Source organism: Paenibacillus sp. sgz302148, from assembly GCF_056120465.1.
Genome location: NZ_JBVYOJ010000006.1, coordinates 118,108 through 144,204, shown reverse-complemented (window position 1 = coordinate 144,204; position 26,097 = coordinate 118,108). Strand labels below are relative to the sequence as shown.

Sequence of the window (26,097 nt, the reverse complement as noted above, 5' to 3'; positions counted from 1 at the left end):
TAACAATACGTGCTAAGACGTATCAAAATGTAACCTGTGATGTTGGAACCGTTCTTAGCTATACTTAGCCATCAAATCGGAGAGGATCCGCCTGATCGTATCAAGCAGTTCGGGTGGCTGCTGCACCGTCGCTTCATAGCCCAAGCCGATAAAAAACTTCGCGAAGAACGGAATGTCGCTCTTCGGAACGTTGACCTGCAGCTGCCCTGTACCGTCTTCGCGGATATGCAGATTCGGCGCCAGCCATAACTCCGCCTCGCACCGCTGAACTCCTTCCCGGCTCAGCTCCACATCCAGCAACACATCCTCCTGCTCCGATTTGATAAGCGACTTCCGGTTGCCCAAGTGAACTTGCCGAAGATCCAGCGGCTTCGTATCCGAGTCGTCATCATCCGCCGAATGCATTCGGTCGCAGCGGAACAAGCGGAACTCGCAACGAAGAAAACAATAGGCCGGGCAATACCATATGCCATTACTCGCATAAATGCCGACCGGCTGGATTAGCCTGCCGGATGTCCCTTCCCGCGATTCGTATTCGATGCGAACGACTTTTTGCTCGATCGCGGCGTTCAGCAGAATCGATAAATAAGGAAAAGCCGATTGCCGCGTCGGGGTGACAAAGTCGACCCGGTTTTTCATTTGATCGATACGATCCTTGACGTCTCCGGGCATGTAGTTATAGAACTTGCTCAAAGCCGAAGAAGATTCCGTTTCGAAGGGCAAGAAGGCATAGTGGCGCAGGGCATGGCATGCAAAAAAGATCGCAACGGCCTCTTCCTCGGTAAAGGCGATCGGAGGCAGGATTCGCTCGTTTAACACTTGATAGCCGCCGTGCGGGCCGACTTCCGAATAAAGCGGAACGCCGATTTCGCTTAGCTCCTGCAGGTCCCGCAGTATCGTCCTTGCCGACACGCCGAACTCGTCGGCTAGCTCCTGAACTTTAAACCTGCGCTTCCGGTTGACCGTCATCATCAATTCCAACAACCGTTTTGATTTCGACATATCTATACTCCTTGATTATTTTTTAGTTTATGACAAACTCTGTCACTATTATAAACTACAATAAAAACCAAGAACAGCGAATGATCATGGCAATCCGGTGCAGCTGTTCTAAATAAATAAATGAATCCAAGGAGCTGTTATAACATGATTGAGCAGTTGGTTCCCTTTATTATGCTGGACGGAAACGCAAAGGAAGCGATCGATTTTTATGAATCGTCTTTAGGCGCGAAAGTAGTCTTCAAGCAAACGTTTGGCGAAGGGCCGCAGCCCGCGTCAGAGGAAGAGAAAGATCGGATTGCGCATTCCGTTCTGAAAATCGGCGAAGCGGAGCTCATGGTATCGGATACGCTTATCGGTCAGGCGCCTCAAGCCGGAAACCGATTGAACATCTGTATCATATCCAGCGATGCGGAACAATCCCGGCGGCTGTACGATGCGCTGTGTCAAGACGGTCAAGCGGATATCCCGCTGGGGGAAACATTTTTTAGCCCCGCCTATGGGATGGTGACGGACAAATTCGGCGTTACTTTTCAAGTATTTACGAAGCGTCAGCGATAAAGTTGAGTAACCTCGTTTATGCCGGCAGGAAAAATCGATTTAACTCAACCATGGTCTATTCGATTCTTCTATCTTTTGTTAACGTAGAAGAAAGCGAAGAGTACAAGGAGAATGACGATCGTGGAACTAAGCCATGAAGTTCGACAATTGATGGAGACGCTGCCCGAATTTTCGGGCACCGTTATGCTGCGAGGGGATGACCGCCCCCACCTTCATGTTGGGTACGGGCTTGCCAATCGCAGCGATCGTACGCCGAATGCGGCGGATACGCGGTTCGCGACCGCTTCGGGCAGCAAAATATTTACGGCGGTCGCTATTTGCCGCTTGGCGGAGCAGGGGTTGCTATCGTACGATGCTTCGATCGCAAACTACATCGATCTATCGGACACCTCGTTCAGCCGCGACGTTACGGTCCATCATTTGCTGACGCACAGCGCCGGGATCCCGGACTACTTCGACGAGGCGACGATGACCGATTACGGCGCGCTGTGGGCTGCGCATCCGATGTATGCGATGGAATCGCCGGAGCATTTCCTGCCGATGTTCCGGAAGCAGCCGATGAAGTTCCGTCCCGGCACGCAGTTTGCTTACAACAATGCGGGGTTCATCCTCCTCGGACTGATCATTGAAAGCGTAACGGGCGTGAGCTTCCGCACTTATATCCAGCAGCACGTCTTCGACGTTTGCGGCATGTCGGATTCAGGATACTTCCGGCTGGATCGGCTGCCGAGCCGGACCGCACTCGGGTATATTGACGATCCGGACGGGCAAGGCTGGCGGACTCACATCTACTCCATCCCTGTCATCGGTCAGCCGGACGGCGGCGCATATACGACAACGGAAGATATGGACAAGTTCTGGTCCGCCCTGCTAAATTATCGGTTACTTGGCGAAGTAGCTACCCGGAGGATGCTGACGCCTCATATAAAGGCGGGCTCGCATACGAGATACGGTTATGGCGTCTGGATCACGGTCATCGAGGGTGAAATATTCAAATATTTCGTGATGGGGTGCGATCCAGGCGTCGGTTTGGAATCCTCGGTTTATCCGAAGCCGTCTCTGCGGGCGCACGTTATCAGCAATACGACGGACGGCGCGTCGGCGGCTGCGCGCAAGATCGACGACCTTATTTTCAGCTTGAAATAGAAGAAGCTTAAAGAAGCAATGCCTTGAATACCGCATAAAGGGTTCAAGGCTGTTTTTGTTTCCCAAATATCGTGGAATTAAGAACAAGGATGGGCAAATCTACAGCGAATCATGCTATGATATGAACTGTTAAGGCTGTTAATGATAGGACATATATCAGGATCGAAGAGGCTGTTCTTATGACGAAATCATTTACCGTTTTTGTAAGCATGTTCGTCGTATTCGCCGCTGCCCTGGCCGTATGGATGATCGGCTGGTTGTCCCCGGCGAAAGGTTACCCGCAGGCATACGACGGCGTGCTGGATTTGCGAAATTGGGATTTCTCCGGGCAAGGCGCCGTACAGCTGCGAGGAGAGTGGGAGTTCTACGAAGACGAGCTTCTGCAGCCTTCGGATTTCGCCCGTGACTCCGCACCAGCAAAGCGTCAGCTCATAGACGTGCCGGGCGGCTGGCAGGGCATCGTAGCGACGCACGGCGACGGTTACGGTGCGGGAACGTATCGACTGACGGTCCGGTTGCCGAAGCCGGACATATATAGCCTGCGCGCTAAAAAAATTCGCATGTCCAGCCATATCTATATGAACGGCAACGATCTAGGAGGCAACGGGAAGCCGTCCGTCGGAGAGACGGGATTCGCGTCGAGCAATCTGCCCTTCTACGGTTCGGCGGAGGCGAAGGACGGCACGGTCGAAATTGTTATTCAGGTGGCGAGCTATAAGCTGCTCGTGGGCGGTCTGGTGCAGGCGCCGGAATTCGCCACGAATCCCGTGCTGATGGAGCGCCGCGACAATTCCCGTCTGGCCGACATGGCGCTTATTACGACTATGTTGCTGTTCGGCCTGTATTATGCCGGGATGTTCAAGCAATGGCGCAAAGAGCCGTATTTGATGTATTTCTGTTTGTTCTGCTTGTCGACGGGGATATTCTTCTGCGTCGACAATGAAATATTGGCGACTGTTCTGTACCCTGCGATTCCTTTTCCTTTCTTGCAAAAAGTATTGTTTCTGTCTTCGTTTCTGACCTTTTTGACTTACTGCTTCTACGTCTACCGGTATTTGAACGAGCCGGACCATATGTTCTTCCGCTGGCTGCGCCGCGTCGTATACGTCTATTTTGTCGTTCTGGTCGTATTGCCGAACGAATATTTCATCGATACGATGCCGTTCAACATTGTGCTGCAAACGGCGACGATGGGCAACATCTTCTACGCGTTGTTCCGCAGCCGAAAGCGGAATGTACATGGGACGGCTTATCTTGCTCTAGGCGTATTTTTCCTGACGATGACGTGGATCATCGCACAATTCCGGTATGAGCTTGCGCTCGACAACCCGTATGCGATGATCGTTACGCCGCTGCTGCTCGTATTCTCGCAAGCTTTTCTCATGTCGGACAGGCTGCAGCAAGCTTTCCGGACGAGCCAGAGCTTGACGGAGCGGCTGCTTGCGTACGACCGGCAAAAGGATGAATTTCTGGCCAAAACGTCTCATGAGCTGCGAACGCCGCTGCACGGCATCATCAATTTGTCGCAATCGCTGCTCGAGGATGCCGCGGCTCCGCTTGAGCCGCGGCATCGGGAAAATATCCGGCTGATTCACCTCGTCGGCCGGCGCTTGGCCGGACTCGTACACGATATTATGGACATGTCGCTCATGAAGCACGGCGAGCTGCGCATTCGCAAGACGGCCGTGGACCTTGGCGTAACGGCGCGGTTCGTAATCGAGACGCTGTCGATTTCGCCGATGAATCCTCGAGTGAAGCTGGTAAATGAGCTGCCGGCCCAGCTTCCGCTTGTTTTCGCCGATGAAAACCGGCTGCGGCAAATATTGCATAACCTGCTGGAGAACGGACTGAAATTTACGGATCAAGGGACGGTGGCGATTTCCGCCGTCATCGAGCAGGATCGGCTAGTCGTCTCCGTGACGGATACAGGCCGCGGCATTCCGGAAGAATTCCGGAGCACGATGTTCCAGCCTTTCGTCCAGCACGGCGAAGGCGGCGCGCACTCGCCCGGCGGCCTCGGCCTCGGCCTTAATATTACGCAGCAGCTTGTACAGCTTCATGGTAGCTCGCTTGCGGTCGAGTCGAAGGCCGGGAACGGGTCGCGATTCAGCTTCGCCCTGCCGATCCTGGATGCATGGGGTGAAGCGGCGGCCGCCGCTGAAGATTCCGGAGCAGTCGGCGAAAGCGCCGGCGTTTCGCCGATGTCCAAGATCAAGCGGGAGGAAGAACCGCCGGATTTCACCGTTCTGATCGTCGACGACGAGCCGTCCAATCTGAAGATCATCATGGATGCCGCCGCTACGATGAATGTCGCATACGTCGCGGTGCAGAGCGGCCAAGAGGCGATCGAGCGGCTCCAAGGTTCCGTGAAGCCGGATCTGGCGCTTGTCGACTTGATGATGCCGGGCATATCCGGCCTCGACGTCTGCCGGGAAATCCGCAAGCTGCACAGCCATGCGGAGCTGCCGGTTCTAATGCTGACCGCATCGGGTCAGCTCGGGGATATGATCGCCGCATTTGCGGCAGGAGCCAACGATATATTGCATAAACCGTTCGAACTGGCCGAACTGAAAGCCCGCATGCATTCCTTGCACTTGATGAAACGGTCATCGGAGCAAGCGGTGCGCAGAGAGATCGAGTTTCTGCAAGCGCAAATTACGCCGCACTTCCTGTACAACAGCTTAAACGCGCTTGTTGGTCTCAGCTATATGGACACCGATAAGCTTCGGGAAATGATTCATCATTTAACGACCTATTTGCGTGCCAAGTTTACGTTTACGTTCGAGGAGCGGCTTGTGCCGATCGAGCTCGAGCTGGAGCTGGTCCGGGCGTATTTGGCAATCGAGCAGCTGCGCTTCGGGGATCGGCTCCGGGTGAGCTTCCGGATCGAGCCGGACCTGTACGGCCTGCTTCCTCCGCTTACGCTCCAGCCGCTCGTCGAAAATGCCGTCCGCCACGGCATCGGTCCGAAGCCTGAGGGCGGCAAGATCGAAATAGCCGTTGCCCGGTGCAGCGGCGGTATCGAATATTCGGTCGCGGACGACGGCACCGGCATGGACGGCGGGAAGCTGGACGAGCTGCGAAGCGATCGCGCCGGTGGCATCGGCATCGGCAATGTCAACCGTCGCCTGTACATGCTGTATGGCCGGCAGCTGCATATGAGCAGCGAGCCGGGGCGGGGAACGACGATCAAATTCATCATACCGGAAGGGGCGGGGACGTATGTTAAAAGCGATTCTGATCGATGATGAAGCCCTCGCTCTTGATGTATTGGAAATCGTCCTGAACGAAGCCGGTGGGGTTGAGGTAGTCGGCAAATACCTTAATGCCGGTGAAGCATTATCTGCTGTCGCCGGCTTGCAGCCGGATTTGATATTCCTCGACATCGAGATGCCGGGCATGAACGGGCTAGCCGCGGCAGAGAAGCTTAATGCGGCTTGTGCGGGGGCGCGCGTTATTTTCGTCACGGCATATCAGCAGTATGCCGTCGACGCTTTTGATACGGGGGCGTTCGGCTATTTGCTGAAGCCGGTGTCCAAGCAGCGGCTGCTGCGCACGCTGGAGCGGTTTGCCGGAGATAAGACCCGGCTGGAGCAAGCGGCCGGCGCGGCCGATCCGATAGACAGATCAGCTCCTGCCGAAGGCCGCGAGCAAACCGGGCGTCGGCCGCATCTGGTTCTGCATGTGCTCGGGAGCATGGAGCTGTACGGGCCGGATCGCGGGTTAATTACCTGGCGAACGAAAAAAACGAAGGAAATGTTCTCTTACTTGTGGCACCATGCCGGGGAGCCGGTGTATCGGAACCGCATTTTGGACGATTTGTGGCCGGAGGCGACGGCCGACCGTGCGCAAGCCTTGCTGCATACGACGATGTATCATTTGCGAACGACGCTTAAGCAAGCTGGATTTCCCGAGATGATCATGTTCGGCGACGAGCGGTATTGGATGCGAGTGGAGCATGTCGTCAGCGACAAAGAGCAGCTGGAAGCGTTGATCGCACAAGTTCGGCTTGTTCCGGGTGAAGAAAGGGAGCTCATGTCGAAGTACCGCGGGGATTATTTGGAGACGGAGCATTACGGATGGGCGGAGGACAAGCGGCATGAGCTGCGTACGAAATATATACGCTGGCTTGAGAAGTTGTTGGAGGATGATAAGGGATACGATCAAGAAGAGCTGCTGCGCAAGTTGATCGAACTCGACCCGTACAACGAGCTGCATTATGCTCGTCTGCTTCGCCTGCTAAGGGAGAAGGGCAATACGTCGGAAGTTCGCAGACTTACCGCGCTCATGGAGCGCAGATTCGCACAAGAGCTCGGGCTGGTCTCCTTCGATAAGCCGGAGTGAGCCGGATGTATGGCATCGGGGAGTTGACCGGTAAGGAATGATTTCAAAGTAGAAACTGTAGAAACTTTCATCATCTGATATTTTGCTGCACGAAAAATCAGGCGGCTTGATCCGCCGCAATGATATGCTCCTATTGAAAGGAGGGATCGCCGTGGATTGGCTTCAACGTATGAACCATGCGATTGACTATATTGAAGATAACTTAGAAAATGATATTGATTATGAAGAGATCGCCAGAATTGCGTTATGTTCGGTTTATCAATTTCAACGCATGTTTTCATTTGTGCTCGAAATCCCTTTATCGGAATATATCAGGCGCAGAAGGCTTACGCTCGCCGCCTTTGAATTAAAAAACAGAAACAATAAAGTAACTGATATAGCCTTGAAATATGGATATGAAACACCGGAATCATTTTCGCGAGCATTTCAAAATCTGCATGGATTGACTCCCACATCAGCGCGCAATGCAGGAAGTCAGTTAAAAGCTTATCCTCGCATCTCCTTTCAAATTATTTTAAAAGGAGTTGTCGGGATGAATTATCGAATTGAGAAACGGGATGCTTTTCAAGTTTTTGGGTTAGAGGATGTATACAATATCGACAATATTGCCAACGAACAAGGAGTTTCGATCCCGGAGGTTTGGCAAAACATATGCAAGAATGGCGAGTTCGACAGATTACAGCGCTCGGTCATTGGGGATTGGTGGAGCGAAGGCAATTTCAGCAAGGAACTTGGAGCAGTTTTTGCATACGATTCCTACAAGTTTACCAGCAACACCACTTTCCCGTACCTGATCGGATGTTACAAATCGGAGAACAGCAGGGTCGATGGATATACGGTTGTTGATGTCCCGGCATCGACTTGGGCGGTATTCTCAACATTAGACGACGGGAATGGCAGCGGCAACTATGATTTGCGCTCATTAAAACATCGGATATTTTCGGAATGGCTGCAAACTTCGAACTTTCATATTTTGGATGGCGGCAATTTCGAAATGTATGGTACAAACAAAGACGGTTATGAGTATTGCGAGTTATGGTATCGAATTGAGGAAAAGCAATAGGAAGCACGATTGTTCAATGTCAGGCAGTGTCTGAATACAATCGCTAAATTAGCGGGAATATGAATGGAGCAGTATGCCGCGGCAGCTGCTCCGGAATAATGTGAATATTTACTTAGGAGTTACTGCTTCTTCTCATTCCTCCGAGAATAATGCTATACCCATCTGGATCCAAAATTTGTGCATTCACAAAGTCCCAGCCATCTTCCGAACTTTCAGTTGGTCCCATACCAATCGTACCGCCTTTTCCTCGCACCTCATCCACGATAAGAGCCACATCTTCCCATGGCGTATGAACGAAAGTATCCCAGGGTTCATTGGGACCTTCCCACGTATAGGGGATGCCCAAAATTTTTCCGGACTGAGCATTGGGTCGTACATCTTGTGGCGATGCCGCCTGCTGTAAAATCACTTCCATTTCTCCGCGCCGTGCGTACCCCCAGTTGTTCACCTCATCGCATCCTAATACATTGCTGTACCATTCCAACGACTTCTTCAAGTTGGAGACAAGGCGTACTTGAAATGTCTTTTTTAATTTATTTTCTTGATCTTGATTATTTGGTTCGTCTGTTAGCGAGCGCCTTGCGCTTAAAACCATGTTGTATCCGTCCAGGTCGGAAATATGAGCTTTCTTGTAAGAATGGCCTCCGTGTGAGTATTCAAAAGGCTCGACCGCAATGTTGCCGCCGTTACCGCGTACTTCCTCTACGATGTAATCAAGGTTATCCCATTCGACGTAAATCAAAGAATCCCAACCATAGTCCGGGCCTTCCCATTCCGTCGGATAATCGGAGCGCTTCTTCGGCACAGCGTTGGGACGAATATCCTCCGGTGAAGCTGCCTGCAATAAAATAAGTCCCATTCCTTCCCTAGTTGCATGTCCCCACCCGCTTATATCGTTACATTTCAACACATTGCGAAACCATTCTTGAGACTTTTTAACATCAGATACTAGACGTACCGGGAACGTTAAATCAAAACTCCCTCTTCTAGTCTTTGAGACTTTCTCTTCTACTTGTTCCGTCATTTCATTCATTTGATTTCCTCCTAGGTTTATGACATGATTCTATTTCATTCAATAATGATGCCGGATGGCGACTAAACCTGACGTTGATATTAAAAAATTTTCACATAAATATTTCATTCAGTTCGTTCCAGTTGTCCCCGATCCAAATCATCTCATCAATAAAGCGTCCCATTGTCTTTTCGCTGCTATACATCGCATGTACCCACTTAAATTCTTTATACCAAGTAAGCTTGATGGATTTAACGAGTTGTTCGTTGGATAAGCTCTTATGTATCCTGTATCCTTCTACATAAGCCTCTATAGCATTCATTCGCATTTGGGAATCTTTAAGAGCACACGATAATAACGCACGAGAGATATCAAAATCAGGATACACAAACTGTACTCGGTCAAAGTCGACGATATCAGCTACTCCATCATTGTGAAACAATAGATTATCAACATGCATATCCCAATGGGCCCAACCCTTAGGGCATGTATTGAATATATCCAGGTCTAGGCTACTAAGTATCTCCATTTGTTTTTGAATGGCCTGCACGTATTTTTCGTGATGAGCTTCCTTTGTCTCAAGCAAATTTTTCTCTAGTCTGCTAATCATAGTCTGCTTGCTCGGTAACTCCCAATGTAGAACTGTACGTCGAGGCATATGAGTACTCATCCATTCGTGCATTCTTCCAGTAGCTTCCCCAAGACTATACATTTGTTGCAGATTAGCAGTCCCTGCCTGGATAAGCTCTCCCTTACTGACACCGGTAATCATATAGTCTTCTTCGGATTGTAAACGATGAATATACCGATCGTTGTACGAGTATACAGGCTGACAAGGTATACCGTCGTGATACATCAAATCTTGATATCGCAATGCTTCATGAACATCCTCAAGTCCTCTTCGGTACCTAACTTTACAATATTTCTTCACGAAGTAGGATTCGCTGTCGGTCTTCATGATCCATTTCATGTTACCGTACCCCAAATTATTTGCTTCTACCGATTGAATATGCCATCCGAACTTGTCTCTGAGGTCATTAATGATCTCGTCCTCAATGGAATTAATTGTTTTAGTTTCTCCCACAGTGATCACCCTTTTGAATAATGGAGTATAAAGTTTTTTTCCTAGTAAATCAGGTTCAGGTTTGGCAGCTAATCGGACATTGGGCATCGCTTATAGGAGGAGTATTATTAATTGGAGTTGCAATCTGGCTTATCTTATTTGAAGGTGAAGACGAGGAAGAGGAAAAACTGGATCGTAATATAATTGGCGGACGCTTTCCCACCGGGATACGTCATCTTTTGGCGCTTCTGTCAAGATTCGACGGAATTCCGCGGGAAGAATTGTCTATAAGGAATCATCAATCCCAGGAGAGATATGACAATAAAAACAACTTGATGGATATGATCATTTCCTGGTGGTAGTCCGCCCGCCAAATGTAATATCCAGAAAACGGGGTAGTACCAGAGAATAATCCATGCCCATCTTTCTTTTCTTCTGTACGGTATGAGAGTGACTACGGTACCGAAAAACCCCATTCCTGTCGTTGCAATGCCAAGCGCTCGTATCAATCCCAAATCATAAAGACCTGCAGTCCGTGGATATACAGCAACTAATATTCCAAAGACCAGGATCGCAACTCCAGTAATTAAAAGGAATATCCAGCTCATTCTATGAAGCATAGTCTGTTCTTTACGTATTGCCATATTTGCACCACCCTACTCGTTTACTAAGATCTACTATTCTTATTCTCGGCAAGAAGAGTATATCCCTTGTCGGGCAGACTATATAGAAAATTCTCTTTTATTCGACCATTCGTCGAGCTAACGATACAAAGTGGTGTGTTATTGAATGACATACATCTAGGCCGCCGAGTATTTCGACGACCTTCAGTGCATGTTTAGGCTTGACCACATGTATCATTTAATCATTTTTTCTGTAAAATCCTTTAATAAGAAATTACATTGTTTAATAAAATCAACAATTTTTTTTAGTTCCTCGTCATCATAACTCGATAACATTTGATTTATTTCATTACCAAATAGACGAAAGAGAGGCATAATATCCTTTTCCGCCTTTTCTTGATCTAGGTGAATAATGACACGTCTTTGGTCTTGCGGATCTTTCATCCGGAAGACGTATCCCACTTTTTCCAGCCTGTCTAATACGCCTGTAATAGCACCCGTTGTTAAACCAGTTAATTCTGAAAGTTGACCAGCAGTAATGGGTTGATTCTTCAATAGTACATCAAGGCATTTGTGATCCGTAGGATTTAATCCTAACTTCGTACCAATTGCTTGGTGAAACATGATCGTTGCTGTACTGTTATTTCGTAATTCTTCCGAAAGATTGTTTATGATTTGATCCCTTGACATCTGTATAACCTCCGTTTATGATTATCTTATCTCGTGAGATAAATTAATTTAGATCAAATAACATTTTATCAATAATTGAAAAAAAATTAAAGCTCTAAAAAGGAGATGTATCAAAAATGCCTAAGATTTCAGTGGCCATCGCCGGCGCTGGGTTAAGCGGCCTATGCTTGGCCCATTCATTAATTCGTACCGGGTTTGCTGTGCAAGTTTATGAACGTGATCCAGCGCCGCATGTCCGTCGCCAGGGATATCGGATCACTGTTGACGAGTACGGCATTGCTGCGCTTCAGCGATGCCTGCCGCCTCATTTATTTAAGCTGTTTCTTGCCACCACTTCGCCTACTGACGAGACGGGTTACTTTCGGGTAACGAACCAGAAGCTCGGCGAGGTATTCAGACTTACTTTTAAAAGCGATCCGAGCGGTATGGACTTGCATACACCGCGGCAAGTAGATCGCCAAACACTTCGTACCATTATGCTTGAAGGGCTTCAGGATATTGTCCATTATGGTAAAGAGGCGGTACGTGCCGAGTCAGCATCTGATGGAGCAACCCTTCATTTTTCAGATGGTAGTTGTACCCATGCTTCGATCATAGTAGGTGCTGATGGCGTGAACTCCGCTCTACGTAAGCAACTTTTACCTGACTGTGAGCCGGAAGATACGAACAGTTGGGGGATTTTTGGTCGCACGCCCCTCGTTCAAAATGGAGGCTCGCTGGTTCCTAGTTCACTGAAAACAAGTGGAGTATTCGCTATGGGTCCATCTAGTCGAGGGTTCTTCTTTACTACGATGAGGTTCAGCGAGGCTCCACAAACAGCTTTTGCCCGTTTCGGAATGGATCAAATACCACCAAGCACTGACGATTATGTGATGTGGGGAATTGTCTTGCCAAAGGAGCAATCTCCAGAGCACCAAGGAAAACTTAGTAAAGAAATGTTACAACGATTTGCGCAGGAGATTACCCGAGACTTTCACCCCGTGCTACAACGTTTTGTGGAACGAGCCGACATTGATTACACTATGGCAGTAAAATTAAGAGCAGCAAGAAAACCATCTCGTTGGCCGGTCTCCAGAGTAACATTTATGGGAGATGCGGTACACGTCATGCCCCCTACTGGAGCACATGGAGGTAACACAGCTTTGCGTGATGCGGCACTTCTTGCGGAGAAGCTTGAAGCAGCTGTGATCCAAAGCGAAGCTCTTGAGAAGGCGGTTAGCTCCTATCAAGAAGAGATGAGCAAGTATGCATTTCGTGAGGTTGAAGCATCAAAGGTGATGTTGAAGCGATTCAACATCAAGAATCCTCTAATAAATTGGGTAATGTTGCGTGCAATACCATGGGTTCGTTCAATTACAAACAAACCACTAACAACAGAATGACAAATGATTCTCGACGCAGATGTTGTTTCTGAAACTGGGGTTAAGGCAAAAGGGAAGGGTCGGACAGCTATCATGCATGAAAGAGCAGAATAACAAAGTGCAGGGCCCTTCTTTCTGAGAGGAAACCCTGCACTTTGTTGCGCTAAAGAAAATTGCCGGAGATAAGAAAAGGTATCTGTAGTTTTTTAGGTATCGGAAACCGATCGACCGGAGTAAAACATGTTTTGTTTGTCTACAGGATTCTCTTTCGCTGTTATCTTATGCGGTTGCAGGCGATATACAGATACTGCCTGGTGGTCAAGGGAGGAACGATATTTCTCGACATGCACTTTCGATAACGGCCGGTCGTAAAAGCCCGGTACATATTTGTTCAAGAATTGTTGAAGAACCTCTGCTGAAACATCCAATTGATCAACTTTCTCTACGCTTCCGAACAGCATTACACTCATATAAGCAGTATCCGTTTTGGCTGGGACGGGATCGGTCACGGTGCCGTACTCTTCGAATACTGTAAAGCATGCGAGATTATTTTGCTGTATGGCGGAAATCTTTCTACCACTGCTTAACCCGTGAAAGTAAATGCATTTATTCAACCAGACGTAATTCAACGGCACGACGTATGGTTGAAGTCCATCTGCCAAGCCCAATAAGCCGGTTCGGGTTTCTGTCAAGAAAAGGTCTATCTTTTCCTGATCCTCGCAGTTTCTTTGTGCATGAATCATGGGTCTCATATTGCTCCGCTTCCTTTCTCTTTCCAATAGAATAATACGCAATCCAAAAATCATTCATCAGTCGGTGACTTTGAAAATAGTGTTCGCATATCGCCTTTCCGTCCTTCCTCCTCTCATTCCATGTCGTCTTCGTGCTTTTATACTATCTTATTTTTGATGGTATACTATATCCATAATGACACGATTTGAGCAATCCATATTTAAATTGGAGAGAAGTACGATGTATATAACTGTGAATAAAAATGATCGTCGACCGATCTGGATACAGATTGTAGACCAGGTGATTGAACTTTCCGCGAGCGGCAAATTGCACCCTGGGGAGCGACTCCCACCTAGCAGGGAATTGGCTCATCAGATTGGCGTTTCACGTTCGAGCGTACAGATCGCATATGAAGAACTGCAAGCTCGCGGCTATGTGACAACGTTCCGCCGCGGTGGAACGCGGATCAGTTCTATGTATGAGGCCTTCGATTCTCGGCCGGAGAGGGATTCTCAACCCGTTATGCCGCAGTATTCGCTGCTGCAAGAAGCTTCGGAGCGCGTAAATAATTGGCTTCCCTCACACCCAAATCAACAGATTGAAATCGATTTTCGGCTTCATGATACATTTATCGACTCCACGTTTCAACAATCATGGCACCGAGCGTTCAACCGAGCTTCAAAACTGATGAAGCCTGTCGATTGGGGAACAGCCCCCCCGTATGGCCTCTACACCTTACGCGACGAAATAAGGAATTACTTGGCGTTTGAAAGAGGAATCCACGTCAAAACCGAGCAAATTTTGCTCACTTCGGGTGCTCGCCAGAGCATGGACCTTATCACTCAAGGTCTATTAAAGGAAGGGGAGCTTGTTTCTGTAGAAGACCCGGGTTTTCCGGCTGCATGGGCGTCGATGGTTTTTCGTAAAATGAATGTCGAATGTATTCCTGTCGACGACCAGGGAATCGTTGTCAATCAGATTTCCTCCTTGTCGAAGCTTATTTTCGTTACGCCTTCTCATCAATGTGCGACCGGAGTTCTGCTAAGCGCCCAGAGGCGAAGTGAGCTACTGGATGTCGCCTTGCGGAACCGGGCCTGGATTATCGAAGATGATTATGACGGAGAATTTCGTTATCGAGGAGGCCCATTGCCGACATTATTATCGCAGAATAATACGAACGTGCTGTATTTACTTAGCTTTTCCAAAACATTGGCGGCAGGCGTTCGCATATCGGCCATCGTGGGTCCCGAAAGTGCGATCGAACGCCTAGCAAAATTGCAAGATCTCCTCAATCGCCATCTCTCGATCATGGAACAACATACACTCGAACAGTTTATTGTAAGCGGAGATTTTATGAAGCATATTAGAAGAGTACGAAGCTTGTATTACAAAAGGCATCGGAAATTAATAAAGTCGTTAGCCGCGTATAACCTGGGAAGTTTATTCACTTTCAGCGGGACAGAAACAGGCTTGCATGTGTTGCTCGAGGCAGATCAATCTTTTGATGAATTTGCTGTTGTATATAAAGCTTTGGAGAAAGGTGTCGGTGTATTTCCATTGAGCCCGTACTGTTTCAAATGTCACCGAAAAGGGATATTGCTCGGTTTTGCAAACGTAGAAAGCTCACTGATCGAAGAGGGCGTAAAGAGGCTTGCGGAGATTATCTAAGGAATCACGGGAGTTAAGGCGATGGAGAATTGATATTGAGTTAACGGGAACGGGAATGGAGCAGCGTATGGCAGCTGCTCTTGGGTCGAGAGTTAAATAAAGGAACAACACGATGCTGCCGCGAAAGGTTCAGGTGGTCTTGGATTTAACTATGTCCGCCCACATACAAAAGACGCCTCAAAAACCAGCTATCGGAGGCGTCTTTTATATATTGTTTCTATACGAAAAGTAGATTATACAGATCATCGTCCACATGCGGTGCTTGCACCTTAAGCCGTTTTTTACAGTCGTATATGGGGTGGAAAGTGGAATGTCCCACCTACGACAAATATCCTTTCACCTTTCGTGAACTGTCTTTTTACTGTATTTTTCATTCCGCTGACAAGCAGCTCAATAACCGCTTTGTTCGCAGTCGAAATGTAAACTACATGCCCATCCGACACTCTTTTCCTTTTCCAATTTTTATTGAATGTTGCCAGTAATATCCGATTGGAAACAGTGTGATTGTGAACCAATGCCATAAAAAGTCCTCACTCCTTACTGTCATTTGTAATCATTAATACGTTGGACGACCCGGGGATGAAAGGGACAAATGTTGAATGAAACAATAAAAGAAGGATAAAAGTGCACTTGAAGGCAACCCTAAATTTTGTGAAACCGGAACGAATAGGCAAGCAATTAAAGGAGATTCATACGTAATGAAATCTGACCGCATAAAAATTCCGCCTGGATTTTGGGCTGGATTGCAACAATTGGGGATTTCCCCACACGACGTAGCTCGTAAAGTTCGGCTGCCGCTTACCATTATTACAGAACCAACTGCAGTCACCGCCGCCCAATATTTCAGAATCTGGCAGGCATACTCCGATCTTATTGGTGACACTGGCATCGGAATCATCAAGCTTGTAACCATCTTCGAGACGACACAATACCCACCGACCGTCTTAGCGACCTACCATGCTCGTGACTATCGCGACGCCCTTAACCGAATGGCCCGGTACAAACAACTGTGCCCTCCGGAAAGCTTGCGTATAACCGAAGAGGGCGAGCGCTGTACAATTGAATTGGAATGGATGAGTAGCGAGCAACCCGTGCCGCCAGTGTTGGTTGGAACCACGCTGGCCTTTCTTCTAGAGCTTGGGCGACGGGGGACGGGCCAGCCTATAACTGCACGGTCCGTGGAATTTTCTCACTCGATGGGCGATGTAAAGGCTCTTGAAGCTTACTTCGGGTGCCCTATCCGGATTGGCGCAACCGATAACCGATTGACGCTGCATCGAAAAGATTTAGACCGCCCCTTTATTTCATATAACAAAGAGTTGCTGGAGATCTTGACTCCCGTATTGGATCGATCATTGGACGAACAGCGCAGCCGTTCAATCACCGAAATGGTCAAGTGGATCTTAAAGCGCAGCCTAACCGGAGGTCGCCTTGACATTCGGGCTGTGGCGAGTGAGTTGGGCATGAGCGATCGTACCCTGCAGCGCCGTCTTACTGACGAAGGGATAACTTTCAAGCAGCTGTTGACACAAGCTCGGCATGAACAGGCACGAGAATACTTGGCTGACCCGAAGCTCGATATCAAAGAAGTGGCTTTCTTAATTGGATACGAAGACCAGAACTCGTTTTACCGCGCCTTCCGCCTTTGGGAAGGCGAAACTCCTTCGAATTGGCGTTCTGAATATTTAAGGACACACCCCCCGTCATAAAATCCCCGACCTCCCCCCGTTCTACGCAGGACTAGTATTTACCGTGTTTCAGTATTTGGCGTGTTAAACAAGAAATTTGGCGTTGTACGCTAGTTACCGAACGATCCAGACAAAGTAATATAATCTCTATCCGGAGCACAAGGTTGTTCCAAAAATAACTTCTAAGGGAGACATATTTTATGGATATGGGATTAAGGAACAAAACAGCTTTAGTAACCGGATCGACGAAAGGTATAGGGAAAGCAATTGCCATTGAACTTGCCAGAGAAGGCGTCAATGTCCTCGTTAATGGACGGAATAATGAAGAGGTAGAACAAATCGTAAATGAATTGAAATCGGAATTCCCGTCTATCTCTCCTCAGAATGCTACAGCCGATATAGTGGATAGACAGCAAAGAGAAGCTTTGTATGAGAAATATCCTCATGTCGATATCCTAGTTAACAATATGGGTATTTACGAAATCATGTCATATGAGGACGTTGATGATGAAGTGTGGGAAAAATATTTCCGAACGAATGTCCTCGCCGCTAATGGATTATCTAAATATTATTTACCTAAAATGTTGAATAATAATTTTGGACGAGTAATCTTTATTGCAAGCGAAGAAGCGATTATGCCTTCAGGGCAAATGCCTCAGTATTGTATGACCAAATCCATGTTATTATCGCTGTCAAAAAGCTTATCTAAATTAACGATAGGAACGGAAGTCACATCCAATACGATCATGCCAGGGCCAACGCTTTCCGAAAATGTATATCAAATCATTCAAAGTTTGTTTCCTGATGATATGGCATTTTCGGAAAAAGAGAAAAAATTTATGGCTGCAAACCTGCCCCAATCCGAAATTCAGCGGTTTATCAAGCCTTTCGAAATAGGCAGGCTGGCTGTATTCGTATGCAGTCCATATGCATCCGCATTTAAAGGTTCTCCCATCCGTATGGACGGGGGCATGGTGCCTACAATTTTTTAAAAACTCTAATCATCTATATATTGTCATTTTGTGTTAAGCATGCAATGATAGAAGGATGGATCATTCCGACTACTCAATGGGGGCTTAACGCTTGAAGACACTGACTGCAAAAAAGATGAAGATGGCGTGGGCGGTACTTTTATCGTTAACATTGTTAATAGGCACGATTTCATTCGAACAATCCGCTCGCGCCGCTGTCGAAACGAAATCTTTGACTTTGAATCAAACGTTGGCGGCGCATAAAAAGCTATCATCAATGGACGGGCATTATGCTGCGGTTATTGGGAATGGGAGCGTATCCGTTTGGGGCAAGCGGCAGACGGGCGAGCCTGAGACGCCGGGTAAGCTGAAAAATATCGTCGCCGTGGCTTCGTCCCGCGCCAAGTCGTTTGCCTTGAAGAAAGACGGCTCGATCGCGCAATGGGGCACCGGAAAAAAACTTCCTCCCAAATACGAGGGCGTTAATCCCTCCGGAACAAAAGATGCGATCGCCATTTCGGCGAGCGGAGGAACGCTTTTGACCGTACATCGTACGGGCAAAGTATCGTTTTATCATTACATTGACGACGGTGGCCACCCGATCATGAATATTCCGAAAGGGCTGTCCGGAATAAAAGACGTATCCGCAGGCGCGGTGCACGCCCTTGCATTGAAATCGGACGGAACGGTCGTTGCTTGGGGCAAAGATTACATGGGCAACACGCGCGTACCGAAGGGGTTATCGAACGTCGTCGCGATCGCGGCGGGATCGACGGTGTCTGCCGCGCTCCGGAGCGATGGGACGGCTGTCGCTTGGGGCCAAGGGTTAAGCGACGCGTCGAAGATGAACATTCCGTATCGGGATGTTGTCGGCATTGCCGCCGGCTTCTCCCAAGTGTTTCTGCTGCGGTCCAACGGTTCTCTCGTTAGCTGGCAGGAAGGCAAAGCCGTGACCCCCGTCTCCTTGCCAAAGTTGAAGGCGATCGCTTCTTCCGGCGATGACGAGCTGATTGGCCTGACGGACGACGGACGTTATATCAAGTGGACGCAATCGTTTTCCAAGCCGCTAGACGGCGCGGCGCTGACTTCTATCGCTTCGGTTGACGTTCCGGATTATTATTCGGACTACGTCGCCGTTAGAGCGGATGGATCGGTGTTCGTTAGCGGGGATCTTGGCATTACCGGATTAAAGGATATTCCGAAAACGGACGACGGAATTGCCGCAGTGTCCCTCTCCTTTCACGGATTAGCTTTGACGAAAGCAGGCACGGTTCTCGCGTGGGGACGCAACGAATACGGCGAAGCGACGGTACCTTCGGATTTGCGCGACGTCGTGGCTGTCGAAGCGGGCGTTGAGTATTCGCTTGCGCTCAAGAAGGATGGCACCGTCATCGCTTGGGGGAGGAGCAAGTTCGGAAGAACGCAAATTCCGGATGGGTTGAAGGATGTCGTAGCCATTTCGGCAGGATATCGGGGACCGAACTTGGCATTAAAATCCGACGGTACGATCGTTGCTTGGGGATATATGCCGGAAATCGTACCCAACAACCTCCCCAAGTCGGTCGCGATTACGAGCAGCCAATCCTACCAAGCGGCTTTGCACGAAGACGGCACGATTTCGATCTGGGACGAGGATCGTCATCCCGTCGTGAACGTACGGCCGAAGCTTGGCGAGGGTCATTCCATTATATCGATCGACGGCGGCTCTTCCTCGGCATTATGGGCGGTGGCGGACGATGGAACCGTAATCGCCTACGATTACGATACGGGCAAGGAATTGAAGCGAATCGACGGATTCCGCGGGATCGTCAAGGTGAACACCAATCTGGGCATTACCAACAATGGGGAGCTAATTCGGCTTGATCTTGAAAACCCAAATTCACCAAAAATCATAGTGCTTTAGATCAAATCTCGTCCCTGAGACTAATGTCTTGGGGGTGGGATTTTTTATTTATATGTTTTGATTAAGGACGTTGGTCTATCGGCAGTTGGGACAATTTAGTATAATGTGGAAGAATCGTGAAACGAGGGAAGGGGAATACATGATGAAGCTTATTGATTTGAGCGTTCCGATTAGTCCGCGCATCCGCGAGCCGCTACCGGCGAAGATCGAATATGCGACCCATGAAGACGGGGCGCTGCAAGCGGCGGCGGCACTTGGCCTAAAGCAGGAGGATTTTCCAGAAGGTAAGGCATGGGCAACGGAAATGGTGACGCTGAATACGCATTCGGGTACTCATATCGACGCGCCGTGGCATTACTGGCCGACTTCGGAAGAGAAGCAAGCGAGAACAATTGACGAACTACCGCTCGAATGGTTTTATTCCGACGGCGTGGTGCTCGATTTCAGCGCGAAGCCACCGGGTTACGAGATTACGACGGACGACCTGGTCGCCGAGCTGAAACGGATCGCTTATACGCTGAAACCGTTCGATATCGTTCTCATCCGCAGCGATGCGGACAAACGGCTGTACCACGAACATTATGCGTTCCTTCATGCGGGGGTATCTGCCGATGCTACGCGGTGGCTTCTGGACCAAGGCATTAAGGTAGTCGGTACTGACGGCTGGGGCTGGGATATTCCGCTCAACCTACAGGCCGAAGCGTATAAAAAGCAGCCGAGAGATGGCGTTCTATGGGCAGCGCATTATGTCGGCAAGGACCGGGAATATTGCCAGATCGAAAAGCTGGCCAATTTGGAGAAAATTCCAAAGCCGTTTGGCTTCAAGGTCTGCTGCTTTCCGATCAAAGTAGAAATGGCGAGTGCCGGTTGGGCCCGACCGGTCGCAATCGTGGAGGAATGAGCCGAAAAAAATAACGCGTATCATCGTGTAGTAGCGTATAGCTTGCCCGCCGATAATTCGAGTCCGCGTAAAACGCGGCTTTTTTGACAAGGAATACGTAATTAAATTCTGCGATTTAGCAGGGAGTTTTGAAACTGAAAAGTTCATTTCTACCCTCTTATCTTCCCAGGGAATTCCGTTTCCTCTCTGTATGGAGCTTAGGTAATTTTAAATCATTGAACTATTTGATTTCAGATGATAAATTCGAGTGGTGATGGTACTTATAATTCTTGGAAGGAACATATTATTGCTACCTATACTGAAGAACAAGCGGATAGCTTCTGGGAGGGGTGGCACAGCTTATTCAAAACATCTTGTCTAGAGAAAGATGTGTTTGATGAATGTTATAACAGATTGTTAGCTTACTCTACGTACAATGAACCATATCGTTATTTTATTCACGGTGATTTCCACCAGTACAACATTCTATCAGATGGACAACGAATAACTGGAGTCATTGATAGTAATGGCGGATATGGAGATTTTCTGATCGACCTTGCAGTTTTAGACTGGCACATGAAGACACACTTGAGGCTCGATGTGGTCCAAAGATACCAAAATTATCAGCAAGAAATGGGTATTACCATTCCAAATTTTAAAGAAAGATTAATTGGGGCTAAATATTATAACGGACTGAATGGATTACGCTTTTATGCAAAGATGGGATGGGATGATTCTTATTTCGAACTCCGTGATGAGCTATTAAGTTTAAAATAAACCGAAAATGGTTACTCATGGTTAAGCTAGTGCGTTCGATAGTGAAATATAATTATGATTGGGGCAGGCGCCGCGGCACCTGCCCCAGTTCATTGAAGTAACGGGCAGAATAGTGGAATAACATTAATGCAAACACAATTTTTGTTGCCAGGAAGTCTATCTGGAGGACTAAACCTTGGTTGACAATCGATTAAGCTATCGGAGAACAAGAGTTTTGAGGCTGGAGGTTACAAATGAAATTGTTGAGCTGGCAGTTCGATGATGATCCCCAAGGAAGATCCTCTGAAGAGTGGAATTGGGTTGAAATAACTATGTCATTTAACGACGGGAGCAAGCGTTGGAGTGCCTTGTATACGCCAGACAGATTGAAAAATAATCTTTCGCGGGTTAACATTGATCCTCCTGGCTTATTCATCGCACACATGATAGTTGTCCGAAGTTTTCGTAAAGAAGATATTGAACGGACTCTTAGGTACTTAGAGTCTGAAAATGAATTACTCGCGGCATCAAAACCATTGGAGTAGGCATTGAACAAACGGGTACGAGAGTGGAGCAGTATGCCGCGGCAGCTGCTCCACTTTTTGTTAAACTAAAGGGCAGTTTAGATTAATGCAGTTCTACCCCAACGAGTAAAAATTTTATTATCTCTATTGACCTAGAGTTTACTCTAGGTCTTATTATCATTTCCAGAAAGACAATAATCCACTGGGAATGGAGTGTTGAATAATGAAATACAAGAGACTAGGAGGCACGGGTTTGCTCGTGTCGGAATTTGCGCTGGGAACGATGACCTTCGGGGGTAAGAACTTCCCGATGAGCGCGGCGATGGGAGCACTGAATAAACAAGATTCCGCAAGGTTGGTCGATGAAGCATTGAATCAGGGGATTAATTTCTTTGATTCAGCGAACCAATACGGACTTGGAGAGTCCGAGGAGTTTCTTGGGGAGGCTCTGAAGGGGAAACGTCGCGACGCGATTATCGCGACGAAGGTTCGATTCCGGATGGGGCCGGGTGCCAACCAGGTCGGGCTATCCCGTTGGCATATCCTGGAGCAAGTCGACGAGAGCCTCCGGCGATTGGGGACCGATTACATCGATCTGTTCCAGATTCATGGGCCGGACCCGCTGACGGATTGGGAGGAGACGATGCGGGCGTTGGACGATCTCATACGCAGCGGCAAAGTCCGGTATATTGGCTGCTCCAACCTGCAAGGATGGCAGATCATGAAGGCGAACGGAGTGTCCCTCCAGCTTGGCTTGCAAGCCTTCCACGCGGATCAATCGTATTATTCGCTAGCCGGACGGGATATTGAGAGGGAAGTGATTCCTACGGTCCAGGACCAGAACATGGGGCTTATCGTATGGAGTCCGCTAGCCGGAGGCTTCTTGTCGGGTAAGTATTCCCGCGACTCCCAAGGCGAGCCGAACGATCGCCGCACCAAGTTCGACTTCCCGCCGGTGGACAAAGAAAAGGGATACGAAATCGTTGATGCTCTAAGAGAGATCGCCGAAACCAGAGGAACGACGATTCCAACCATCGCGCTCGCTTGGCTGCTGCACCAGCCCGCGGTCACCAGCGTCATTGTCGGAGCGAAGAGACCGGAGCAACTGAAGGAGAATCTCGGCGCGTCCGATATTAGCCTGACGGATGAAGAGTTGTCCATTCTGGACAAGGTGAGCGCATTGAGAAGAGAATTCCCCGTATGGGATCCCGCAACGTTCATTGGAGACCGTTATCCGGCGGAGAGAAGAAAACGCAGATAAAGCGGCATTTAAGGGATGCGAGGGTCTCCATGAGGCTCTCCTTCCTCTTTCTCGCGATTCAGCATCTCCATCTTGAAGCCGATCATGTCGATGAAGGAGTTCATGGTTGCGACTTGCTCCTCGATTCTGTGCTTCTGCTCAGCCAGCATGGCCAAGCGTAGATCGATGGTGCCATCTCCTTGAATGGCCAGGTCCGCGAACTCTTTCAGCTGGGCAAGCGACATTCCCGTCTCACGCATGCAGCACAAGAACTTAAACCAATCCACATGATCCTCTTCATAGACACGGAGCCCGCTCTCGGTTCGTTTGACAAAGGGGACGATGCCTTCTTTTTCATAAAATCGCAAAGTGTGAATCGATAAATTCGTTAGGGAAGACAATTGACCGATCGACAAGCTCATGGGCTCACTTCTCCTTATCGAATTCATTATAAAAGCTAGAGCTTGCTCGAAGTCAAGGGGAGCGCGGAAGAGGAAGCAGGAAAAAAGATTAAAAATAGTTATTGACCGTTCAGTCCGGAAACGCTTCCCGACAAACTACAACCTCCGGTCGAAAATATGAATGCATGAGTGAAGTCCGCAAGAGAAAGCGCTCATTTCCAAGCAACTGGATTTCGGCATAATTGGCGATCAGAACACGATTCGAGAGAAGCTGCCCGCCATTTATAACGCGACGAAGGCGGATGAATTCATCGTTACCAATCATATTTACGATCATCGTGCTCGCCTTCAATCTTTTGAGATTTTAGCGGATGTGGTAAAGGAGCTTCGAACGTAATCAAGACTGAAGTTATAGATAGCTTTTCTTCCAACAAAGCTGATCTCTAACCATTCGTTACGCTAACGGGGACGTTAGTTCAATAAAACAGCGGCAGTCTAGGACTATATTTTCGGTCCAATGCTGCCGTAGTTTCTATATTCAAGCCAGTCTAACACTTGTTTTTTGAACCAGACGATTTCTAACCACAATGATCCGTGCTGGATCAGCAGATCCAGTCTATCTACTTTATTTCACTTAAAACAGACGAATTGCCAGTGGAAATCGTACACCCCCTGAACACGGTCTTCAAATTTCAATAATAAGAATAATTGTTGACGATATATCCGATAGAGTATGATGACCGGCACTGTGGGTTGGGTGGTAGTAAACGGTACACCTCTTGTTCAATTAGTTATTACTCGAACACGACCAGGGGGATGGAAGAGGTGATTTTTAGAACTTTAGATATGGGGAATGAAGAAATACACTTTATAACCACTAGCTTCAATTTTGTAGATGAAACTCCCATTCTTACACAAGGCACACAACTCGTTGAGTACAGACTCACAATATCTCAATCAATTACTTCAGCTGATGCATCAGTAGTTGCCCCTATTATATTCACCGCTGCAGAAATCGAAGCCAACAATTCAACCAACCCATAACATGAACGGGTAGCCACTAGAAAAAAAGTGCGGAACATTTTTCCATCTCCGAAACGGTGAGGTTCCAAATTTATTAGTTGGATGGTCATTTGATTCCATGATTCAACTAATTGGCACGTTAGTTCAAAAAAGACACGAAGGCAGTCGGCCAGAATACGGCTGATTTCTGCGCTATTGGCTAATCAAGATTAATCGCTTCTAGAGCTTCTGCGGCAATGGTCTTGGAAGGCCCGTTAACTTGCGCTGAACTATCCGCAATGGTTTGCAGCGCTTTCTTGGCGATCTCCATCTGTACGGTCAAACGGTCAACCATTTTGGCAAGATCGATGGTAAAGTCGTCTGTTAACTCACCATTGCCTATTAAGACGATCGCAGTAAACTCGAATCTATTCTTCATTTTTATTCATCTCCTTCACTTGATTTCATTGCCGACGTATTCGGCCCCAATAGACCTAGACTGGAATCCGATGTAATTCCCCTAATTAGCGCATATTAAAATCATAGGCTACCTAGCACTGCTTTGTAAAACATTTTCCTCATTCCTCATCCTCACGGACGCGGTACCTGCAAGTTACGGCTAACGAGTATGTAAGCCTTCCGAAATAAATGATCACGGTCCGCTTTGATGGCGGACTTTTTGTTTTTGGAAATCTTTTGTGCTACAAAGAGCGGTATGAATCATCTTGGGTGACATCTTCCTCGATCAAAAAAGAATAAAACCTAAACTCTTCTGCGCTAACCGGGAACAGAGCGGAGCAGCTTATGGATAAAGCAACATCTCCATAGCAATAATAGTGGTAAAACGTGGATTTTTCGTGAATCTTCAACTCTCAACTCGAAGAACGAATGGGGCCTGGTCACAACTTGGACGAATCTCTAGAGATTATTATAAGAACGATCCTTGCCTATTTATGGCTATGGTTGTACACGAAATTGATCGGTATGCGCCTGATAGCGCAGAGCTCGTACCACTTGTTCGTGCTTACGATGTTGATCGGGACGATCGGCGGTAATATGGCATTCAATATCAAGATCAGTTTGTTGAATTTCATCTTGTCCTTGTTCGTCATCAGTGTAATCGGGTATGCGCTGATAAGAATATCGCTGTACAGTAAGAATGCAGACACCGTTATTTCTGGAGAGCCGATCGTGATTATTAAGGACGGCGAACTGTTGCAGGAGGAGATGAAGAAGTACAAATACTCGATGGAAGCGTTAAGGCAAGGATTGAGAGGGAAGGGAATTTTCGAACTCGAGCAGGTCGAGTTGGCGGTACTTGAGCTGAACGGAACGCTGTCGGTACTCAAGAAAAGGAAATACAGAAGCGTAACTTGGCAGGATCTTGAACGTATCACGAGACAGTAAAGTGTTCCTTAGATGGCCAACCGCATTCCGGGTTACCTTTTTGCCCGAACTGCGGCTGATTTT

At 48.0% G+C, this 26,097-nt stretch carries 24 protein-coding genes; 16 read left to right on the top strand and 8 right to left on the bottom strand.

Annotation, left to right across the window (positions count from 1 at the left end; translation table 11 throughout):
- Window positions 1-54: 54 nt before the first annotated feature.
- The gene (locus tag AC0LWM_RS10915) at window positions 55-1,002 is read right to left on the bottom strand and encodes a helix-turn-helix transcriptional regulator (RefSeq protein WP_474674963.1); all 948 of its coding nucleotides are present in this window, start codon (window positions 1,000-1,002) and stop codon (window positions 55-57) included.
- A gap of 144 nt (window positions 1,003-1,146) precedes the next feature.
- Here AC0LWM_RS10915 and AC0LWM_RS10910 point away from each other — a divergent pair, with 144 nt between their 5' ends.
- The 5 genes from AC0LWM_RS10910 (at window position 1,147) to AC0LWM_RS10890 (ending at window position 8,113) form a co-directional block, all read left to right on the top strand.
- Window positions 1,147-1,560 carry a VOC family protein gene (locus tag AC0LWM_RS10910; protein ID WP_474674962.1) on the top strand — a complete coding sequence of 138 codons (414 nt, stop codon included), beginning with the start codon at window positions 1,147-1,149 and terminating at the stop codon, window positions 1,558-1,560.
- Between the two features lie 120 nt (window positions 1,561-1,680).
- Window positions 1,681-2,706 (top strand): serine hydrolase domain-containing protein, encoded by a 1,026-nt coding sequence (locus tag AC0LWM_RS10905; RefSeq protein ID WP_474674961.1) that lies wholly within the window; start codon window positions 1,681-1,683, stop codon window positions 2,704-2,706.
- Between the two features lie 179 nt (window positions 2,707-2,885).
- Window positions 2,886-5,954, top strand: coding sequence for an ATP-binding protein (locus AC0LWM_RS10900; protein WP_474674960.1), 3,069 nt, complete (start codon window positions 2,886-2,888; stop codon window positions 5,952-5,954).
- Window positions 5,929-7,050, top strand: coding sequence for a response regulator (locus AC0LWM_RS10895; protein WP_474674959.1), 1,122 nt, complete (start codon window positions 5,929-5,931; stop codon window positions 7,048-7,050). Before AC0LWM_RS10900 ends, AC0LWM_RS10895 begins: the two co-directional genes overlap by 26 nt.
- Before the next feature lie 151 nt (window positions 7,051-7,201).
- Window positions 7,202-8,113, top strand: a complete 912-nt coding sequence (locus AC0LWM_RS10890; RefSeq protein ID WP_474674958.1) for an AraC family transcriptional regulator — start codon at window positions 7,202-7,204, stop codon at window positions 8,111-8,113.
- 112 nt (window positions 8,114-8,225) lie between these two features.
- On the opposite strand, the gene AC0LWM_RS10885 is transcribed toward AC0LWM_RS10890, so the two are convergent.
- The 4 genes from AC0LWM_RS10885 to AC0LWM_RS10870 form a co-directional block, all read right to left on the bottom strand.
- Window positions 8,226-9,146 (bottom strand): VOC family protein, encoded by a 921-nt coding sequence (locus AC0LWM_RS10885; RefSeq protein WP_474674957.1) that lies wholly within the window; start codon window positions 9,144-9,146, stop codon window positions 8,226-8,228.
- Window positions 9,147-9,237: 91 nt separating this feature from the next.
- Window positions 9,238-10,296: a phosphotransferase gene (locus tag AC0LWM_RS10880; protein ID WP_474674956.1), complete on the bottom strand. Its 1,059-nt coding sequence runs from the start codon at window positions 10,294-10,296 to the stop codon at window positions 9,238-9,240.
- A gap of 143 nt (window positions 10,297-10,439) precedes the next feature.
- On the bottom strand, window positions 10,440-10,832 hold the full coding sequence (locus AC0LWM_RS10875) for a hypothetical protein (RefSeq protein ID WP_474674955.1): 393 nt from the start codon (window positions 10,830-10,832) through the stop codon (window positions 10,440-10,442).
- A gap of 213 nt (window positions 10,833-11,045) precedes the next feature.
- A complete protein-coding gene (locus tag AC0LWM_RS10870) occupies window positions 11,046-11,501 on the bottom strand; it encodes a MarR family transcriptional regulator (protein ID WP_474674954.1) in 456 nt (151 codons plus the stop codon).
- A 116-nt stretch (window positions 11,502-11,617) separates the two neighbouring features.
- On the opposite strand from AC0LWM_RS10870, the gene AC0LWM_RS10865 reads away from it, so the two are divergent.
- Window positions 11,618-12,883, top strand: coding sequence for an FAD-dependent oxidoreductase (locus tag AC0LWM_RS10865; RefSeq protein WP_474674953.1), 1,266 nt, complete (start codon window positions 11,618-11,620; stop codon window positions 12,881-12,883).
- Between the two features lie 185 nt (window positions 12,884-13,068).
- Here AC0LWM_RS10865 and AC0LWM_RS10860 read toward each other — a convergent pair whose 3' ends face one another.
- Window positions 13,069-13,614 carry a pyridoxamine 5'-phosphate oxidase family protein gene (locus AC0LWM_RS10860; RefSeq protein WP_474674952.1) on the bottom strand — a complete coding sequence of 182 codons (546 nt, stop codon included), beginning with the start codon at window positions 13,612-13,614 and terminating at the stop codon, window positions 13,069-13,071.
- A gap of 220 nt (window positions 13,615-13,834) precedes the next feature.
- On the opposite strand from AC0LWM_RS10860, the gene pdxR reads away from it, so the two are divergent.
- The 8 genes from pdxR to AC0LWM_RS10820 all read left to right on the top strand — a co-directional run bounded on the left by pdxR (window position 13,835) and on the right by AC0LWM_RS10820 (window position 23,245).
- The gene (pdxR, locus tag AC0LWM_RS10855) at window positions 13,835-15,262 is read left to right on the top strand and encodes a MocR-like pyridoxine biosynthesis transcription factor PdxR (RefSeq protein ID WP_474674951.1); all 1,428 of its coding nucleotides are present in this window, start codon (window positions 13,835-13,837) and stop codon (window positions 15,260-15,262) included.
- 698 nt (window positions 15,263-15,960) lie between these two features.
- A complete protein-coding gene (locus tag AC0LWM_RS10850) occupies window positions 15,961-16,971 on the top strand; it encodes an AraC family transcriptional regulator ligand-binding domain-containing protein (protein ID WP_474674950.1) in 1,011 nt (336 codons plus the stop codon).
- 179 nt (window positions 16,972-17,150) lie between these two features.
- Window positions 17,151-17,942 (top strand): SDR family NAD(P)-dependent oxidoreductase, encoded by a 792-nt coding sequence (locus AC0LWM_RS10845; RefSeq protein WP_474674949.1) that lies wholly within the window; start codon window positions 17,151-17,153, stop codon window positions 17,940-17,942.
- A 91-nt stretch (window positions 17,943-18,033) separates the two neighbouring features.
- The gene (locus tag AC0LWM_RS10840; RefSeq protein ID WP_474674948.1) at window positions 18,034-19,824 is read left to right on the top strand and encodes an RCC1 domain-containing protein; all 1,791 of its coding nucleotides are present in this window, start codon (window positions 18,034-18,036) and stop codon (window positions 19,822-19,824) included.
- 142 nt (window positions 19,825-19,966) lie between these two features.
- The gene (locus tag AC0LWM_RS10835; RefSeq protein ID WP_474675107.1) at window positions 19,967-20,725 is read left to right on the top strand and encodes a cyclase family protein; all 759 of its coding nucleotides are present in this window, start codon (window positions 19,967-19,969) and stop codon (window positions 20,723-20,725) included.
- 234 nt (window positions 20,726-20,959) lie between these two features.
- Window positions 20,960-21,481 (top strand): phosphotransferase family protein, encoded by a 522-nt coding sequence (locus AC0LWM_RS10830; RefSeq protein WP_474674947.1) that lies wholly within the window; start codon window positions 20,960-20,962, stop codon window positions 21,479-21,481.
- A 233-nt stretch (window positions 21,482-21,714) separates the two neighbouring features.
- Entirely contained in the window at window positions 21,715-22,005 is a 291-nt protein-coding gene (locus tag AC0LWM_RS10825) for a hypothetical protein (RefSeq protein ID WP_474674946.1), read from the top strand.
- 202 nt (window positions 22,006-22,207) lie between these two features.
- The gene (locus AC0LWM_RS10820; RefSeq protein ID WP_474674945.1) at window positions 22,208-23,245 is read left to right on the top strand and encodes an aldo/keto reductase; all 1,038 of its coding nucleotides are present in this window, start codon (window positions 22,208-22,210) and stop codon (window positions 23,243-23,245) included.
- 8 nt (window positions 23,246-23,253) lie between these two features.
- On the opposite strand, the gene AC0LWM_RS10815 is transcribed toward AC0LWM_RS10820, so the two are convergent.
- Window positions 23,254-23,646, bottom strand: coding sequence for a MerR family transcriptional regulator (locus AC0LWM_RS10815; protein WP_474674944.1), 393 nt, complete (start codon window positions 23,644-23,646; stop codon window positions 23,254-23,256).
- Between the two features lie 804 nt (window positions 23,647-24,450).
- Here AC0LWM_RS10815 and AC0LWM_RS10810 point away from each other — a divergent pair.
- The gene (locus tag AC0LWM_RS10810; RefSeq protein WP_474674943.1) at window positions 24,451-24,669 is read left to right on the top strand and encodes a hypothetical protein; all 219 of its coding nucleotides are present in this window, start codon (window positions 24,451-24,453) and stop codon (window positions 24,667-24,669) included.
- A 178-nt stretch (window positions 24,670-24,847) separates the two neighbouring features.
- Here the strand turns inward: AC0LWM_RS10810 and AC0LWM_RS10805 are convergent, their stop codons facing one another.
- Window positions 24,848-25,066: a hypothetical protein gene (locus AC0LWM_RS10805; RefSeq protein ID WP_474674942.1), complete on the bottom strand. Its 219-nt coding sequence runs from the start codon at window positions 25,064-25,066 to the stop codon at window positions 24,848-24,850.
- A gap of 467 nt (window positions 25,067-25,533) precedes the next feature.
- Between AC0LWM_RS10805 and AC0LWM_RS10800 the strand changes: the two genes are divergently transcribed.
- Window positions 25,534-26,034 carry a DUF421 domain-containing protein gene (locus AC0LWM_RS10800; RefSeq protein ID WP_474674941.1) on the top strand — a complete coding sequence of 167 codons (501 nt, stop codon included), beginning with the start codon at window positions 25,534-25,536 and terminating at the stop codon, window positions 26,032-26,034.
- The last annotated feature ends 63 nt before the right edge of the window (window positions 26,035-26,097 follow it).